Consider the following 15,489-nt stretch of genomic DNA (forward strand, 5'->3'; position numbering starts at 1 on the left):
GGTGTACTCTATTTGAATTTATCCGGGTAGAGTCCTTCCGCCAATATTTTTAGCGCAATCGGTGCTCGAACGCCTTCTGAAGCCGCAGATAAAGGCAATACCATCAGTCGTTGATTTTTAATCGCCGGAATATCCGCCAGTTCTTTTTTGGTCAAAAGGAAATTGCGTTTTTGCTCGACGGTTCTATCACCGTAGTCTACGATAATAATCACATCTGGATTGCGACTCACTACTTGTTCCCAACTGACCTCTGCCCAACCCTTTTGAATGTCATCAAAAATGTTCTTACCGCCAGCAGTCTTAATTAAGGACGTCATGTAGTTGTTGGCTGCTGTGAATGGTTTATCTTCCCCGTTGTCGTACACAAACACTTTCAGCGGCTCGTCCACCTTGCCAATTTTGCTAATCGTTTGATCCATTTCACTTTTCATTTTGTTGATCAAATCATTCGCTTTGTCTTCTACACGGAAAATGCGACCAATATTCGTAATATCCGCGAACACATCGTCAATTGTCGGGCCAGGGATGTTAGATGACTCTTGCAGATACGATTGGATACCGACTTTTTCCAAGTCCTGCATCGTTCCTACGCCCTTTTCGCCAAATCCGCTTTTCCATCCGGCGTATACGAAGTCTGGGTTCGCTGCCAGCAGCACTTCTTTCGTAGGATACTTGTCAGACAGTACCGGAATCTTGTCGTAATCTGCCTTTAACTCCGGAAGGATTTTATCGTCTAGGTACGCGGTTCCGACCATTTTATCAGCCAGGCCCAATGCCAGCATGATTTCCGTGACGTGTTGGTTCAAAGTCACAGCACGCTCAGGCGCTTTTGGATAGGTCATTTCGATGCCATTATTGGTTAATGTTACAGGCTTGCTCTCTGCTGCTGGAACAGCTGTTTGTTCTGTTTTGGCTGGAGCCTGTGTTGTCGCAGTAGAGCCGCATGCCGAAACCAAAAGCATGGCAGCTGTCATGATACAGAAACTTAGTCCTTTCATTCTTGTATGTGTTTTGTTTGTCTTAAACATCTGTAATCCCCTTTTCTGTATGGAAATGATGGGTTGAACCAATCCTCCACAAAAAATGCACCCCCCATTTCAATCGGGAGGTGCACGACAAACGTAGATATAGCTATAAGCGGGCACAAAGGCGCCCTTTCATAGACTGCTTCCACATCTGCCCCATCCTCGTGGGTCGATTGTACATGATCGCATGGCAGGTCTCCTGGCTTACGAATCAACACCCCCAGCTACCTTCCCATTTTTTGTCTTGCAAAAAACAGTGGCTATTCGCTAGGCGCTCCTCGTTACAGTGGCGGGACCGCGCCGGTTTCTCACCGGACTTCCCTTTTAAGCTGACGGCTTATGCCATCCAGCACCATTCGATACGTATTTAATTTTTACGATTTTTTCATTAGTTGATAGAAGTCAGTTTTTTCGGGAACTGCGTGAGTATTTCAACGCCCGTTTCCGTAACCAATACATCGTCTTCAATCCGCACGCCGCCTACACCTGGAAGATAGATGCCTGGCTCAATCGTAAATACCATCCCTGGACGAAGCACTTCTTGGTTCTGACTGTGAACAGACGGATATTCGTGTACATCCATCCCAAGTCCATGCCCCAGACGGTGCATGAAGTATTCTCCGTAGCCTTTTGCGGTAATGACATCGCGAGCGGTTTTATCCAAATGCGCAAAGGTCACACCCGGACGAATCTCAGCAATTGCCGCTTCGTTGGCAGCCAATACTGTCTCGTAAATTTCTTGTAGCTGGGCACTGATCTCGCCTACAGCAAAGGTACGAGTAATATCGGATACATATCCGTTTGCAGCTACCCCGATATCAAACAAAAGCAAGTCGCCTTCTTGCACCTGGCGTGTTCCTGGCTTTCCGTGTGGCAGTGCCGACTTCTCCCCTGCCAATACCATGGACGTAAAGGATGGACCTTCCGCACCCAAGCGCTTCATCTGGAATTCCAGCTCAGCTACGATTTCGGTCTCTGTCATGCCTGTCTTGACTTTTTTCAGGGTCTCCCGCAAGGAATCCTCGACCAACTGAACAGCGTGCTTCAGACGATCCACTTCATCCGCGGATTTGATCAAACGCATTTCACGCAGTGGCTCTTCCACGTCCACATAGCTCGACGCCAGAACAGCTTGCCCAAGTGCTTCGTAGCGCTCGACAGTCATATGACTTTTCTCAATTCCTAGCTTCGTCAAGTTCGCTGGCAACACTTGCTTGAGAATTTCATACGGGTTTTGGATATCCGTATGTGTATAGATATCTTGAACGAACGAAGCTTCTGCCGCTGCTTCACGATCAAGAGCAGGTACAATCAAGGAAGGCTTCCCCTCAGCAGGAATAACGAGACCCATAAAACGTTCATGCGGGTCTGTAAAAAATCCGGTCAAATAGTAGACGTGCTTGGGAGAGGTAATCAACACCGCGTTCAGCTCTTGCTCTGTCAAAAACGTGTGGAGCTTCGAAATGCGCTCTTGAAACAACTTCTTCACCCTGCTTTCACCAATTATTCTATTGCGAGAATACCACTTCCCCATCAAAAAAAGAAGAGTTCAATTGCAAAATCTGCTTCGTATCGGACAACCTAAAGGTGGGGTGAAAATAAAATGGAACAAATACTCATCCATCAGGATGGCAAACAGTTTGCTTTTCACATATCGGGAAAAGGCCAACCGTTATTGTGTATTCATGCGCCTTGCATCGGCTCTATCAATTTTATTTATCAGCAAACACTCGCAGATACATATCAGCTCATTGTCCCTGATTTGCCCGGACATGGCGACAGTTCGCCGATGGAGAAGCCCTTTTCTATTGGGGAGTTGGCAGAACAGATCCATAGGCTGATCCCGTCACTCGGCATTGAACGTCCCTATATTTTGGGGTACTCCCAAGGTGCTTCTATCGCCCTTGAATATTGTCTTCGCTATCCTGATCATGCACAAGGCGGCATACTCGTGAGCGGTTTTTCCGAAGTGAATGACCTGTATTTACATGGACGATTCTGGATGGCGCAGGCATTGTCGATGCTTCACGGAGCTCCTCTTCTTGCCCGCTCGATTGCTTCCTCACATGTCGATGACCCAGAAATGCGGGAAAAGTGGACAGCGCATGCCTCCAAAACAGATCCCGCCAGCCTGAAATACCTTTACGCATCCGGACATCGTTATCAATGTACAGAGCGTCTTGGGAACATCCAGCTTCCGATTTTACTTGCCTATGGCGAACAAGATAAACGGATGCACCATTATGCGCAGGTGCTTATGATGAAATTGCCAAAAGCAAGACTCGAAATGATCCCTAACGTAAAACATCAAGTCATCACGAAAGCTGCTCCTGCTTTCAATCAGTTGTGCCGCACCTTTATGGAAGAAGGATAAATAAGAAAAGACAGAGGGACGGCATCTCCATTCCCTTCTGTCTTTTTGCGATTGGACTAGCTCTTCATTCGCGGGTCGAGTGCATCGCGCAAGCCGTCCCCGATTAGGTTAAAACCGAGAACAGTCAGCATGATAGAGAGCCCCGGAAAAATAACAGTCCATGGTGCTTTCTGAATGTACTGACGGGAATCAGCAAGCATTTTTCCCCATTCTGGTTCTGGCGCTTGTGCTCCCAGTCCGAGAAAGCCAAGTGCAGCTGCTTCGATAATCGCTGTTGCGATCCCCATCGTCCCGGTTACAATAATTGGGGCAAGGCTGTTCGGCAAAATATGCTGCATGATAATCCGGGAATTCTTCATTCCGATTGCCCGTGCAGCCATGACGAACTCTTCTTCCTTCAAGCTCAATACGCGGGCGCGCACCAAGCGTCCAAATGTCGGAATGTTAATAATCGCAATCGCAATCAAGGCGTTTTGCAAAGAAGGCCCCAAGATGGCAACGACAGCGATTGCCAAAAGAATACTTGGAAACGCAAGCATGATATCAAAGAGACGTGAAATGATCGTATCGATCCATCTGCCATAGTATCCTGCCAAAAGACCGAGCAAGGTCCCTGCGAGAACGGAGCCAATGACAGAGAACGTCCCTACCCATAAGGAGATTTGTGCCCCATAAATAACGCGACTAAATACATCACGACCATTGTAATCTGTTCCAAACCAATGCGCTTCAGAAGGCGGCTTGTTTTTCATCACGAGCTGGCCTTCGTCATACGGATATGGAGCAATCCATGGAGCTAGTACCGCCACGATAATGAAAAACAAAATAATCCCGAAGCCCACTAACGCCAGCTTGTTTTTTCGCAGCGTCCTCCATGCATCCTTCCAAGGAGAGACTACTTCTTCTTGCTTCACTTTTAATGGTACCACTACCTGATCTTGTGGTTGTAATTGTGGTTGTGCCATGTCTCTTCGTCCCTCCTTAGCGATATTTGATGCGTGGATCGATATAGGCATACAGAAGGTCGACCAAGAGATTGATCAGGACGAAAATCGTCGCAATCACAAGAATACCGGATTGGATAACCGGATAGTCACGGTTTCCAATGGCAGTCACAATATAACGACCGACACCTGGCCATCCGAAGATCGTCTCTGTCAAAACAGCTCCACCCAGCAGCAGCCCTGTTTGCAAACCAATTACCGTCAAAACAGGGATCATCGCATTTTTCAGTGCATGCTTGTACACGACCCAAAACTGTGTCAGCCCTTTTGCACGAGCGGTTCTGACATAGTCGGCTCGCATGACTTCCAGCATGCTCGAACGAGTGATACGTGCAATGATCGCCATCGGGATCGTACCTAACGCGATTCCTGGCAAAATTAAATGCTTGATAACTTCCCATAGCTGATCCCAACGACCAGCCATCATCGTATCCAGTATATAAAAGTGCGTAATGGCCTCTACGGGATTACGCGAATTGTCGCGACCAACTGATGGCAGCCATTTCAGTTCTTGGGCAAACACCCATTGCTCCATCAAACCTAGCCAAAAAATCGGCATGGATACACCAACCAAAGCGATCAACATCGCACAGTAGTCAAACCAGGAGTTTTGCTTCCACGCAGAAAGAATCCCTGCATTTACACCGATAAACACCGCAATCAGCATGCTCACAATTGTAAGTTCAGTCGTCGCCGCCAAATAAGGCATGATTTCATCTGAAATCGGCGCATTCGTTTGCAATGATTCCCCAAGATTTCCGCTCAAAATATTTTTCATATAATCGAAATACTGTATGTACCACGGATTATTCAATCCCAATGCTTCTCGTATGTCTGCAATCGCTTGTGGTGTTGCTTTTTCTCCCAAAATCGTCAAAGCCGGATCACCAGGGATGGCACGAATAATGGAAAAAACGATGATTGACATGCCCACTAAGACAGGAATGAGCATTAAAATTCTTCGAATGCTGTAAGCTAGCAATGCCATCTCCTCGCCTTCCTGCATAAAATAATCGCTACATAATGAATGAAAGGAGGGTAAGAAGAGGTATGCACTCCTCTTACCCTTTTCCTAACGAAACAGCTTACTTGAAGTCTACCTTTTCCAAACTTTCAGATCCTTTTGGGTGCGGGTTGTAGTCTATGATATTCGCTTTTCCTGCCAATGCTGGTGTAGAGTGTGCCAGCGGAACCATTGGCACATCTTTGAAGATGATCTCTTGTACTTGTTTGTACAGCTTTTCACGCTCTGCTTGGTCTGGATTGGATTGAGCTTTCATCATCAATTGAGAAGCTTCTTCGTTTGCCCAGCGTGTATAGTTGTTGCTACCGATGCTGTTTTTGTCGAGCAAGACAGCAAGGAAGTTGTCAGGGTCTCCATTGTCACCTGTCCAGCCAAGCATGAACATTTCTTGCTCACCCAAACGAGTCTTTTCCAAATACGTTGCCCATTCCATCGTTACGATCTCAGCGTCAATCCCGATTTTCTTCAGGTCTTGCTGGATTGCTTCTGCAATTTTCACACCTTCTGGCATGTACGGACGTGGAACTGGCATTGCCCAGAACTTGATTTTAAAGCCGTTTGGATGTCCTGCTTCCGCAAGCAATTGCTTTGCTTTATCGAGGTTGAACTCACGATCTTTAATATCGTTGTTATGTCCCCACATGGTTTTTGGCATTGGGTTGACTGCTGGTTCTCCAACCCCATCGAAAAAGGCGGTTACGATTTCAGGTTTGTTAATCGCATAAGCAATAGCTTCACGAACTTTTGGATTGTCGAGTGGCTTCTTCTCGACGTTAAAGCCAATGTATCCAATGTTATTGGTAGGACGCAGGAAGAGTTGTAGGTCTTTGTTTTCTTTTACTGCTGGGATATCATCTGTGTTCAGACCATCCATCAAGTCGATCTCACCAGATGCCAAAGCAGTCAGACGTGCCGTGTTTTCCGGAATGACCTTGAACACCAGCTTATCCAGCTTCGGATATCCTGGGTTCCAGTAATCAGGGTTTTTCTCGAGCGTGATCGTGTCGTTGCGCTTCCACTCTACGAATTTGAAAGGCCCTGTACCGATTGGGTGCTCATTAAATTTCTTAACATCCTTTTTCAATGCCTCAGGCGAGCCAATCGCGAAAGGAGACATGGCCAGGTTGGCAAGGAATGGAGCCAGCGGACGATTCAACGTGAATTTTACAGTGGTCGGATCGACTGCTTCCACAGATTTGATAATGTGAGTCGCGTCACCCTTGTAACCACCAAATTGGCTCACGTAGTACTCGAAGCCCTCTGGTGAATGCTGTGGATGGCTCTTGTCGCTCCAGCGCTCAAAGTTGTATTTGACCGCCTCTGCATTGAAATCAGTTCCATCGTGGAATTTCACGCCTGATCTCAGTTTCAGCGTATAAACAAGACCATCAGGAGTTACTTCCCATTTCTCAGCCAACGATGGAGCCAGCTCTGTTGAGCCATCCGCGAAGCCAATCAATGTATCCATAATGTTCTCAGTTACCTTAAATGTCTCACCGTCAGTTTGTGTAATTGGGTCAAGCCCTTTTGTGTCTGCACCGCGACCGACGATTAATTGCTTCGGTCCAGTTTTAGCAGGCTCAGTTGCAGGTGCCGGAGTTTCTGTCTTTGGCTGTTCTGCCGGCGCTTGTGTCGTAGTGCTAGAGCATCCAGCAATCAGCATGGCCAGCGCCACTAGGCTGGTCATGGTTGCGGAGAGAACTCTCTTCTTCATGAAAACATCCCCCTTTTTCTAATAATGGTCGCACGTTCCTTTTTGGTAGATGGTCGATACAATACCTACTGCTTTGCATCCCCCCTTTACAAGACTTCCTAATTCGGCAGGCAAACTCCCTTTTGTCGATTAGGACTTGTATAAGTGACAAGCAACAAAGTGACCGTCGCCTGTGTCCGCAAATTCTGGCCGCACAGTACGACACTCCTCTGTTACATGGGGACACCTCGTATGGAAAGTACAGCCACTTGGAGGTTTTGCAGGGCTCGGCACATCTCCCTGGAGAATAACTCTTTCGCGTACTGCGTCAGGGTCTGGCGAAGGTACCGCCGACAGTAGTGCTTTCGTGTACGGATGGAGCGGATTGGAATACAATTGGCTGCTCGTTGTCAGCTCAACAATCCTGCCAAGGTACATCACGCCTACCCGATCACTAATATGCCGCACTACACTCAAATCGTGGGCAATGAACAAGTATGTAAGGCCGAATTCGCGTTGCAAATCCTGCATGAGATTGAGCACCTGCGACTGAATGGACACGTCCAGTGCAGACACAGGCTCATCCGCAACGATCAATTTGGGTTTGAGCATCAGCGCTCTCGCAATCCCGATCCGCTGCCTCTGTCCTCCGCTGAATTGATGTGGATAGCGGCTCGCGTGATAGCTGCTCAGACCAACGATCTCCAGCATTTCCTGCACGCGCTTTTTTCGCTCTGCCGAAGAACCCAAGCCATGTACAATCAAAGGTTCTTCCAAAATCTTCTCAATATTATGTCTAGGGTTAAGCGAAGCAAATGGGTCCTGAAAGACAATTTGCATGTCACGTCTCATCTTTCTCATTGCATCTGTGGAAAGTGACATGACATCTGTCCCGTCAAAGTTGATTTCACCTGAGGTCGGTTCAATCAGTCGGAGCAAGGAACGCCCCGTCGTGGACTTACCACAGCCGCTCTCCCCTACCAGACCCAAAGTTTCGCCACGCTTAACGGTAAACGATACGTCATCTACCGCCTTTACTACACCTACTTCCCCTCCAAGAACACCGCCTGTGATTGGGTAGTATTTTTTTAGATTTTTTACAACCAGAAGATCTTCTGCCACCTGCATGCTCCTCTCGGGTTATTCGGTCAGCCAGCAGCGGGAAAGATGATTGTCCCCTACCACTTTTAATTCTGGCATCTCACTGCGGCATCGGTCTGATACTTTATCGCATCTTGGTGCAAAACGGCATCCGACAGTAAGCGAACCCGGAATCGGGACGTTGCCTGGAATCGAATAGAGACGATCCTGTGATCCTTCCAGCTTCGGTAACGAATTCAACAAGCCGATCGTATAAGGATGCTTCGGATTTTTTAAAATCGTACGAACATCGCCTTGTTCAATCACGTTGCCTGCGTACATCACCACGACGCGGTGACACATTTCCGCAACGACCCCAAGATCGTGAGTAATGAGGAGAATGGCTGTTTCAGCTTCCCGGTTGAGTTGGCGCATCAGGTCCAAAATCTGCGCTTGAATCGTCACGTCGAGCGCAGTAGTAGGCTCGTCTGCAATCAAAAGCGCCGGATTGCAAGCCATGGCCATCGCAATCATAACGCGCTGCCGCATGCCTCCGGAAAGCTGGTGCGGGTATTCATCGACAATCGCTTCCGCTCGAGGAATTCCGACTTTTTTCAACATCTCAATGGCACGTGCTCTTGCGTCCTTTTTGCTCGCCTTCGTATGTAATCGGACTGATTCTCCTATCTGGTCTCCAATCGTAAATACCGGATTTAAAGACGTCATCGGCTCCTGAAAGATCATCGCAATTTCATTTCCACGGATGTCTCTCATTCGCTTTTCGTCAACAGATACGAGGTCCTCCCCCTTGAATTTAATCGAGCCTCCCACGATTCTCCCTGGGGGATTGGGTACTAGCTTCATAACGGAAAGGGAGGTAACGCTCTTTCCGCAGCCGGATTCGCCTACAATACCGACTACTTCTCCTTTTTGCACCGTGATCGTCACGCCATCAACGGCAGGGATTTGGCCGCGGTCCGTGAAAAAGTGCGTTTGCAGGTTTTCGATTTGTAGGACAGGATGTGACACGTGGCTCACCTCTCTCACCGATATATACTTCCAAAATAGACCTATCAATAGACATTATGACATTTATTCAATTTTTTCGCAACACAATAAATTCAAACTATTACCTCTTTACTGACTAAAAAGAATATTTCACTCACGCTTAAAACTTATGGAAAAGAATTTTATGATAGCCCTTTCATTGTTGATGTAGCCTCACTTGCACTGTTTAAGCAGATCGTATGATGCATCTGTGGTCACATGCAAAAGACCCGCCTGTACGGGTCTTTGGTCACTGGGGCTTTCTGCACCCCTTCTTTTTGCGCATAAACCATTTTCACGGTTCAAAAAAACTCCCTACCCAATCGACAAAACTCTGCGCCCCACTTTTAATGCTTCCGCCCAAAGTCAAACCGATCCGACTGACGTAGTTGACCATTTCCTTCGGGTTGGCAGTCTGAACCTGCTTGCCCATGACCGCGATCTCTACTTGCCCTTGATCCACTTTTTTGATGGAAAAGGTTTGAGCCTGCCCTTCAGGCACCCCACTCACCTTGGATATTCCACGCTCAGCCGTTTGCAATCCCAAAACTACCCCGACCAGCAAGATGATCAACAGTCCAGTCAGCTTCATCGTCACGTTCATGCCCGTCACCTCTTTGCAGGCTCGTCAGAAACTGTTTTGCCTACTTTTTCAGCTTGCTGATAATAGGTTGCGAAAACATCAGCCAATGCCTCTGCCGTATTCTTGCTTTCCTGCACGCTGTTTTCCGTACCACCTATTTCTATTAACAGGCTTCCCGGGGAGAGGGACTGATTATACTCGCCATGATCCGTTTTTGCGCCTTTTTCCATCACGCCACGCGAAAGCTCTGGGTACATTTTTTCCATCAACTCATGCAGCTCTGTTGCAAACGCTTCATTTTTCTCGTAGCTTTTGTTTCTTTTTCCGATGACGAACAATACTCTTCCATACGTTTTCCCTTTGATTGTCACCGTCGTACGCTCACGTGGCGCTGTGTCTCGATGCAGGTCAAAAAAGTAGTACAGTTCCTTGTTTTTCTCCGTTGCCGCTTTGACCACTTGCAATGATTCCGCATAGGAGAAGGAGTAATGCATTTTTTTGTTCAGCAGCTGCTGATAGATATCGTGAGTACTCACATCGGAACCAATTCCTCTTTCATTCAGCGCTTCAGATAAATGCTTGCTGATTAGCGATATATTTCTCGTAGGATGATCAACCGAGGTTCCCACAGGCTTCGTCTCACTAAACCACGATTCCCGGTTGTGCGAGTTGTAGACGTAAACGATTTTTTTGCCGTCCGTGATTGAATTAGGCACAGGAGCTGGCTTTGCTTCGCCTGACTTCGTGGTATCCTCCGGCTTAGGCTCTACAATTGGAACTACTTGCGCCTGATCCGCTACCTGTCTGGGGTGTGCGGGATACTCCAAGTAAAAATCTGCGAGAGAAGCCCCTTTTCCCTGTACGACAAACCTGGCATCCTCTGTCGTCACCATCCCAGGGAGCTCCCTGCCTAGCAAGCTACGCAAGTCTCCCGGCTGTATATTGGTTGCCAAGCGAAAGAGAAAACCCGTTACGCTATTCGTGCGATCATCAGCCTGTGCTTGCACCGTTTCGGACAAAACCGGAATTTCCTGCCCCATCCATCCCAAAATCGCCAGACTGGAAATATGAGAAGCGGCCTGTTGAATGGCGGAGGACGAAATTGCGACTCGGTTCCCGCCGAGCGAAAGCACACCTGTCATGACAAACAGGAAGGCAGTTATAAATGAAAGAACAACGAATTGGCGTTGAATGAGGGTCGCCATCTGTCTCACTCCTCTAGCTGTAGCATGGTTGCACGTCGGGAGAACTTTCCCTCGTGCTTGTCTATGCTTTAGCTTATGAGGCTCATAGAGACGATAGAACCCTTTTCTAGCTTTTCTCTCTCACTCTAGCTTTTCACGACTTAGTGGGTGTACGAGCCGCTATTTTCTTCATTTACGGCACTATGCAAGGCCCGATTCAGGCCTGTTGCGATCACATTCGCGACGCCTTCAATAAAATCATCAATTTCTTTTGGAGTGACGACCAGATCCTGTCCCAACGGTCGGAGGACCTCATGAATCAGTTGGCGTTTCTCTTCTTCCGGCAGTGAACCTACCAATCCCATAAATGTCTTGCGCGATTCCAAGTCAGGCAAATCCTCTTCCGTATACGGTTCCTTCCGCTCCGGCAGCGTACTCAATGCCAGCTTGTTAAACGCCCGCTTGCTCTCCACCATCGATTGTCCAAAATGCCCCAGCAAGTACGTAATCGCATCGTTTACAATCGTGGAAGCAAAAACGACTGTAGGTACTCCTATCGCAATCACAGGCACACCAAGTGTCGCCTGATCAATCGCTTTACGCTTGTTTCCGACCCCTGATCCGGGATGAATCCCAGTATCCGATATTTGAATCGTCGTGTTGACCCGGTGCAGAGCACGGGACGCGAGAGCATCGATACAGATGACAAAATCGGGTTTGCTTTTTTCCACGACACCAAAAATTATTTCACTCGTTTCTATGCCCGTAATCCCAAGGACACCCGGTGAGAGCGCACTGACTTCCCGATACCCTTCTCCAACGGTTTCAGGCGCCAACGTGTACAGATGGCGTGTGATCAACAAATTTTCCACAACCATCGGTCCCAGCGCATCCGGGGTCACATTCCAGTTCCCGAGACCAACAACCAGAGCCTTTTTGTCCTCGGAGATTCCCAGCTGTTTGAGAAACATCGCAAATTCGGCGGAGAATCGCTTGGCCACCTGCTCCTCAATCGATGTATCATTATCCCGCAGCTTAGGAACTTCAATCGTAAGGTAATGCCCCGGGAGCTTGCCGATTTCCTTTCCCGCTTCCTCTGTTTCCACATGTAATCTCGTTACTTTCACATTGGGCTCGCTGTCGTCAGCTTGCAGCCAAATGCCCTCAATATCACTCTGGTTTTGCTGCTGGGCAAGCTCGTGGGCCTCCAAGGCCAGATCCGTACGAATGGAATAACCCGACAAGTCAATGTTATGTGCCATGTTCATCAGCTCCTTTGATCTGAAGTGAAAAAAGTACTGACCATTTTGTTCCTGCTACTAGCTTGCTTGAATCCTTCATTTTTATTCCGAATCCTTTCTTGCAAATGGATTCGCCCCATGCTAGAATTACTTTGTTGTATGACTGTATGTCTATGGTCGTATTAAGGAGGTGACACACATGCCAAACATTAAATCCGCGATTAAACGCACCAAAACAATCGAAAAGCGTCGCGCACACCGTGCTTCTCAAAAGTCTGATCTGCGTACTTCCATCAAGAGCTTTGAGAAAGCTGTCGCTGCTTCCGATGTAGCATTGGCGAAATCTACTCTTCTGGTGGCTGTGAAAAAGCTGGACAAGGCCGCTTCGAAAGGTCTCATTCATAAAAACGCAGCAAACCGTCAAAAGTCTCGTTTGATGAAAAAGCTTAACGTTCTGAGCGCTCCTGTAGCGTAAGAGACCAAGCGCAAAAAACCCCGTGAACATCTTGTTCTAGGGGTTTTTTACTGTAAAAAACGTCATGATCGCTTTGTTCGTTCGTCATGTGCACGTGCAATAAATAATTCGAGGGCGAGACGCTTGTCCACTTGCCCTGACTTCATCCGAAAATCTTCTTCCGCCAGAATGCCCAGCAATTTTTTCAACGATTCCTCGGAAAAATGACGCGCTTGCTCCATTGCTTTTTTCACCGCGTAAGGATGCATTTTAATCATGCCCGCTACCTGTTGCTGTGAATAACCACGCGGAGCCAATTGCTTGACATGCAATAGCATGCGGAACTGCCTCGCCAAGAGAGCCAGCAGCTTGATCGGCTCCTCTCCTGTTTTCATGCAATCGTACATCATCCTGAGTGCCTTGTCCAATCTCCCCGACGCGACCTGTTCAATCAGTGCGAATACATCCTGCTCCAGCGTACGTGCTCCGAGCAGCTCGATGACGTCATCCGTGATGCTTTCACCCACCCCGACAAAGAGAGCCATCTTTTCGATTTCCTTGTCCAGAAGACGCAGCTCGGCTCCCACTCGCTCTACAAGCTTCATGGCTTGCTGACGATCGATTTTCGCCTGATATTTACCCACCTGCCGCTCTACCCAGCCGTACAAATCTCCGTCTTTTAGCAACGGAAAAGGGATCACTTTCGCTTTTTGTTGCAGCGTTTTGACCAGCTTTTTTCGTTCATCGAGCTTGTCAGCTTCTGTATGTAGAATAAGCGAGGTGTAGGGAGGCGGATTTTGCAAATAATCGAGAAGAGCATCCGGGTCGCTTTCTACCTTCGTCGATGGCTTACTTCCTGTTAAAAAGTAGGCTTGTCTGGCAATCACCAATCGATGCTCGCCCATAAACGGCAAGGTTTCCGCATCCTGCAAAATTTCACTCAATCCTGTTTCGGTACAATCATACACGCTCATATTCAAATCCATAAATTCTGGATCAATCATTTCTTTACGAGCCAACGCCAAAAAATCTTCGGCCAAAAAAGACTCCGGGCCGTATAAGACGTAGATCGGCGAGAAATGTTTTTGCCGTATTTCGCGAATAGCCGATAGGAGTGGCATACGTTTTCTCCCCTTTCCTTCTTCTTACCTGCGTTATTATAGCACATGTTGATCAGAGCAAAGCGAAAAAAAACCGCCACCAGTGAATCGGTAGCGGTTTTTTCATCCGTTGGCACCTCTATGTAAACGTTTAGGGAAAAGCCCCGGGATTCCTCCTCCCCAAACGGTAAGCAGGGGGTGCTTGATAATGTACTATACGCAGAATCCCCGCAAGCGGTGCCGGTCCATACGTGGAAAAATGTTAGTCATTATCCTTATCTTTATCTTTTTTCTTCTCTTTATTTTTTCCCTTGTCTTTCTCCTCTTGCTTGTCCCCGCCGCCGTCCTTATCGTCATTAGCAGGTTCTTTGTCTTCTCTGTCCGGATTCTCCTCCAGTCCGATCGGCCAGCCTGATGGTTGATCATCTGTCATTACTGGCGTTGGAGGTACAGCTTTCTTTGGTGGCGGTGTCGGATTCGTTTTCTTCGGTGGCGGTGTTTGCTTTTGAACGTTCTTTGCCGGTGGCCTTTTACTCTTCGTCTTAGTAGCCGTTCCAGTAGACTTTTTTGTCTTGTCCTCTTCCTCTTTTGAATTCGATGATATTGGATTATTGCTTGGAGGAGTGGGAGCATTTGGCCCAAGGGTTTTAGGTTGTTCCACGACCGCTGGCGTGATGTCCGTTCCGTTCTGGAACGAATCGACTTCTTGCTTCTTACCATCACCGCCCGAGAACAGTACGCCAACCAATAAGCTGGCAGCGACGGCCGTACTACCAAGACTCGCCATCCACACTTTCATCCGCTTCCACTTTTTTGATTCCGGCAGCGAAGACGACTCGCGCTTAACTTCCAGAGTGGGCAGGATTTCCTCGTTCACCGTAGATTTCACCGCAGCAGGCTTTGCAGCGGCTAACTCCAGCTTGGGTAGGATAGAATCTACGATGCTGATCGGAGGTACGACAGGGGGCAGATGTTCTAATTGTTGTGACACATCTTTCAAACGGTTGTACATTAGCTGCAGATCAGCATCTTTCTGGATCAAACGATGGAGCAGTTCTTGCTCTGACTCCGACAGATCTCCATCCAGATCCCGCTGCATGAGTTCAAAAATCTCTTCGTTGGTCATCAACCGATCCCCCCTTTCTGGTAGTCGTATAACAGCTCCTGTAACTGTTGCCTAGCCCGAAATAAATACGACTTTACCGTGTTAAGCGGCAAATCTAGTGCCTCCGCAATTTCTTGATAAGATAGATCCTCCAGATAGCGGAGTACTACAACCATCCGGTATTGCTTTGGCAATCTTCCGATGGCTTCCTGGATGTCATTGGACAGCCCGGTGAGAAGGATTTCATCTTCTACGTTGTTACGATCAGGAATGATCAACTCGTGCTCGTCAATTGAGACCGTTTCCTTCTTCGCGCGAAATTTATCCATACAGACGTTGCTGACAATGCGTTGTACCCAGGTAGAGAACTTTGCCTTTTCCTGATAGGTGTCCAACTTTCGATAAATTCGAATGAGGACTTCCTGGGAAGCATCAAGCGCGTCTTGTTCGTTCCCTAGAATATAATAAGCGCTTCGGTAAACGGAGGTCTCAATAGATCGAAGCAGTTCGACTAGCGCGTCATGATCCCCGGATTGCGCCATCCTGATCAACTCTGCTTCATGCATATTCTCTTC

15 protein-coding genes and 1 riboswitch are annotated in these 15,489 nt (G+C 47.8%); of the genes, 2 read left to right on the forward strand and 13 right to left on the reverse strand.

Annotated elements, in window-relative coordinates; genetic code table 11:
• Positions 1-8 precede the first annotated feature (8 nt).
• Both C7R91_RS18115 and C7R91_RS18120 read right to left on the reverse strand, forming a co-directional pair.
• Positions 9-1,028, reverse strand: a complete 1,020-nt coding sequence (locus C7R91_RS18115) for an ABC transporter substrate-binding protein (RefSeq protein WP_047072587.1) — start codon at positions 1,026-1,028, stop codon at positions 9-11.
• Positions 1,029-1,197: 169 nt separating this feature from the next.
• Positions 1,198-1,397: riboswitch (cobalamin riboswitch) on the reverse strand.
• A 16-nt stretch (positions 1,398-1,413) separates the two neighbouring features.
• Positions 1,414-2,505, reverse strand: coding sequence for a M24 family metallopeptidase (locus C7R91_RS18120; RefSeq protein ID WP_236697948.1), 1,092 nt, complete (start codon positions 2,503-2,505; stop codon positions 1,414-1,416).
• 123 nt (positions 2,506-2,628) lie between these two features.
• On the opposite strand from C7R91_RS18120, the gene C7R91_RS18125 reads away from it, so the two are divergent.
• Entirely contained in the window at positions 2,629-3,399 is a 771-nt protein-coding gene (locus tag C7R91_RS18125; protein WP_047072589.1) for an alpha/beta fold hydrolase, read from the forward strand.
• Positions 3,400-3,455: 56 nt separating this feature from the next.
• Here the strand turns inward: C7R91_RS18125 and C7R91_RS18130 are convergent, their stop codons facing one another.
• The 8 genes from C7R91_RS18130 to gpr form a co-directional block, all read right to left on the reverse strand.
• Positions 3,456-4,364 carry an ABC transporter permease gene (locus tag C7R91_RS18130; protein WP_047072591.1) on the reverse strand — a complete coding sequence of 303 codons (909 nt, stop codon included), beginning with the start codon at positions 4,362-4,364 and terminating at the stop codon, positions 3,456-3,458.
• A 16-nt stretch (positions 4,365-4,380) separates the two neighbouring features.
• Complete coding sequence (locus C7R91_RS18135; protein ID WP_047072593.1) at positions 4,381-5,391, reverse strand: ABC transporter permease; 1,011 nt, start codon at positions 5,389-5,391, stop codon at positions 4,381-4,383.
• A 97-nt stretch (positions 5,392-5,488) separates the two neighbouring features.
• Positions 5,489-7,141 (reverse strand): ABC transporter substrate-binding protein, encoded by a 1,653-nt coding sequence (locus tag C7R91_RS18140; protein ID WP_047072595.1) that lies wholly within the window; start codon positions 7,139-7,141, stop codon positions 5,489-5,491.
• A 129-nt stretch (positions 7,142-7,270) separates the two neighbouring features.
• On the reverse strand, positions 7,271-8,242 hold the full coding sequence (locus tag C7R91_RS18145; protein ID WP_047072597.1) for an ABC transporter ATP-binding protein: 972 nt from the start codon (positions 8,240-8,242) through the stop codon (positions 7,271-7,273).
• 18 nt (positions 8,243-8,260) lie between these two features.
• Entirely contained in the window at positions 8,261-9,229 is a 969-nt protein-coding gene (locus C7R91_RS18150; RefSeq protein ID WP_047072598.1) for an ABC transporter ATP-binding protein, read from the reverse strand.
• Between the two features lie 313 nt (positions 9,230-9,542).
• Positions 9,543-9,851 (reverse strand): YqxA family protein, encoded by a 309-nt coding sequence (locus C7R91_RS18155; protein ID WP_007727739.1) that lies wholly within the window; start codon positions 9,849-9,851, stop codon positions 9,543-9,545.
• Between the two features lie 5 nt (positions 9,852-9,856).
• Entirely contained in the window at positions 9,857-11,035 is a 1,179-nt protein-coding gene (spoIIP, locus tag C7R91_RS18160) for a stage II sporulation protein P (protein ID WP_047072599.1), read from the reverse strand.
• A gap of 140 nt (positions 11,036-11,175) precedes the next feature.
• A complete protein-coding gene (gpr, locus tag C7R91_RS18165) occupies positions 11,176-12,276 on the reverse strand; it encodes a GPR endopeptidase (RefSeq protein ID WP_047072600.1) in 1,101 nt (366 codons plus the stop codon).
• A 178-nt stretch (positions 12,277-12,454) separates the two neighbouring features.
• On the opposite strand from gpr, the gene rpsT reads away from it, so the two are divergent.
• Positions 12,455-12,730 carry a 30S ribosomal protein S20 gene (gene rpsT / locus C7R91_RS18170; protein WP_005833151.1) on the forward strand — a complete coding sequence of 92 codons (276 nt, stop codon included), beginning with the start codon at positions 12,455-12,457 and terminating at the stop codon, positions 12,728-12,730.
• 62 nt (positions 12,731-12,792) lie between these two features.
• Here rpsT and holA read toward each other — a convergent pair whose 3' ends face one another.
• From holA to C7R91_RS18185, 3 genes are all read right to left on the reverse strand, one after another.
• Positions 12,793-13,830, reverse strand: a complete 1,038-nt coding sequence (gene holA, locus C7R91_RS18175; protein ID WP_047072607.1) for a DNA polymerase III subunit delta — start codon at positions 13,828-13,830, stop codon at positions 12,793-12,795.
• Positions 13,831-14,071: 241 nt separating this feature from the next.
• The gene (locus C7R91_RS18180; protein WP_047072609.1) at positions 14,072-14,935 is read right to left on the reverse strand and encodes an anti-sigma factor family protein; all 864 of its coding nucleotides are present in this window, start codon (positions 14,933-14,935) and stop codon (positions 14,072-14,074) included.
• Positions 14,935-15,480 (reverse strand): RNA polymerase sigma factor, encoded by a 546-nt coding sequence (locus C7R91_RS18185; RefSeq protein WP_047072610.1) that lies wholly within the window; start codon positions 15,478-15,480, stop codon positions 14,935-14,937. The genes C7R91_RS18180 and C7R91_RS18185 overlap by 1 nt, the downstream gene beginning before the upstream one ends.
• Positions 15,481-15,489: the final 9 nt, after the last annotated feature.

Source organism: Brevibacillus formosus, assembly GCF_003013405.1.
Taxonomy (GTDB): Bacteria; Bacillota; Bacilli; order Brevibacillales; family Brevibacillaceae; genus Brevibacillus; species Brevibacillus formosus.

What these genes read in the sequence shown, in the direction of transcription:
- rpsT (WP_005833151.1), top strand. Translation starts at nt 12,455, where the DNA reads ATGCCAAACATTAAATCCGCGATTAAACGCACCAAAACAATCGAAAAG.
- C7R91_RS18180 (WP_047072609.1), bottom strand. Translation starts at nt 14,935, where the DNA reads ATGACCAACGAAGAGATTTTTGAACTCATGCAGCGGGATCTGGATGGA.
- C7R91_RS18115 (WP_047072587.1), bottom strand. Translation starts at nt 1,028, where the DNA reads ATGTTTAAGACAAACAAAACACATACAAGAATGAAAGGACTAAGTTTC.
- C7R91_RS18130 (WP_047072591.1), bottom strand. Translation starts at nt 4,364, where the DNA reads ATGGCACAACCACAATTACAACCACAAGATCAGGTAGTGGTACCATTA.
- C7R91_RS18125 (WP_047072589.1), top strand. Translation starts at nt 2,629, where the DNA reads ATGGAACAAATACTCATCCATCAGGATGGCAAACAGTTTGCTTTTCAC.
- spoIIP (WP_047072599.1), bottom strand. Translation starts at nt 11,035, where the DNA reads ATGGCGACCCTCATTCAACGCCAATTCGTTGTTCTTTCATTTATAACT.
- C7R91_RS18135 (WP_047072593.1), bottom strand. Translation starts at nt 5,391, where the DNA reads ATGGCATTGCTAGCTTACAGCATTCGAAGAATTTTAATGCTCATTCCT.
- C7R91_RS18140 (WP_047072595.1), bottom strand. Translation starts at nt 7,141, where the DNA reads ATGAAGAAGAGAGTTCTCTCCGCAACCATGACCAGCCTAGTGGCGCTG.
- C7R91_RS18185 (WP_047072610.1), bottom strand. Translation starts at nt 15,480, where the DNA reads ATGCATGAAGCAGAGTTGATCAGGATGGCGCAATCCGGGGATCATGAC.
- holA (WP_047072607.1), bottom strand. Translation starts at nt 13,830, where the DNA reads ATGCCACTCCTATCGGCTATTCGCGAAATACGGCAAAAACATTTCTCG.
- gpr (WP_047072600.1), bottom strand. Translation starts at nt 12,276, where the DNA reads ATGGCACATAACATTGACTTGTCGGGTTATTCCATTCGTACGGATCTG.
- C7R91_RS18155 (WP_007727739.1), bottom strand. Translation starts at nt 9,851, where the DNA reads ATGAACGTGACGATGAAGCTGACTGGACTGTTGATCATCTTGCTGGTC.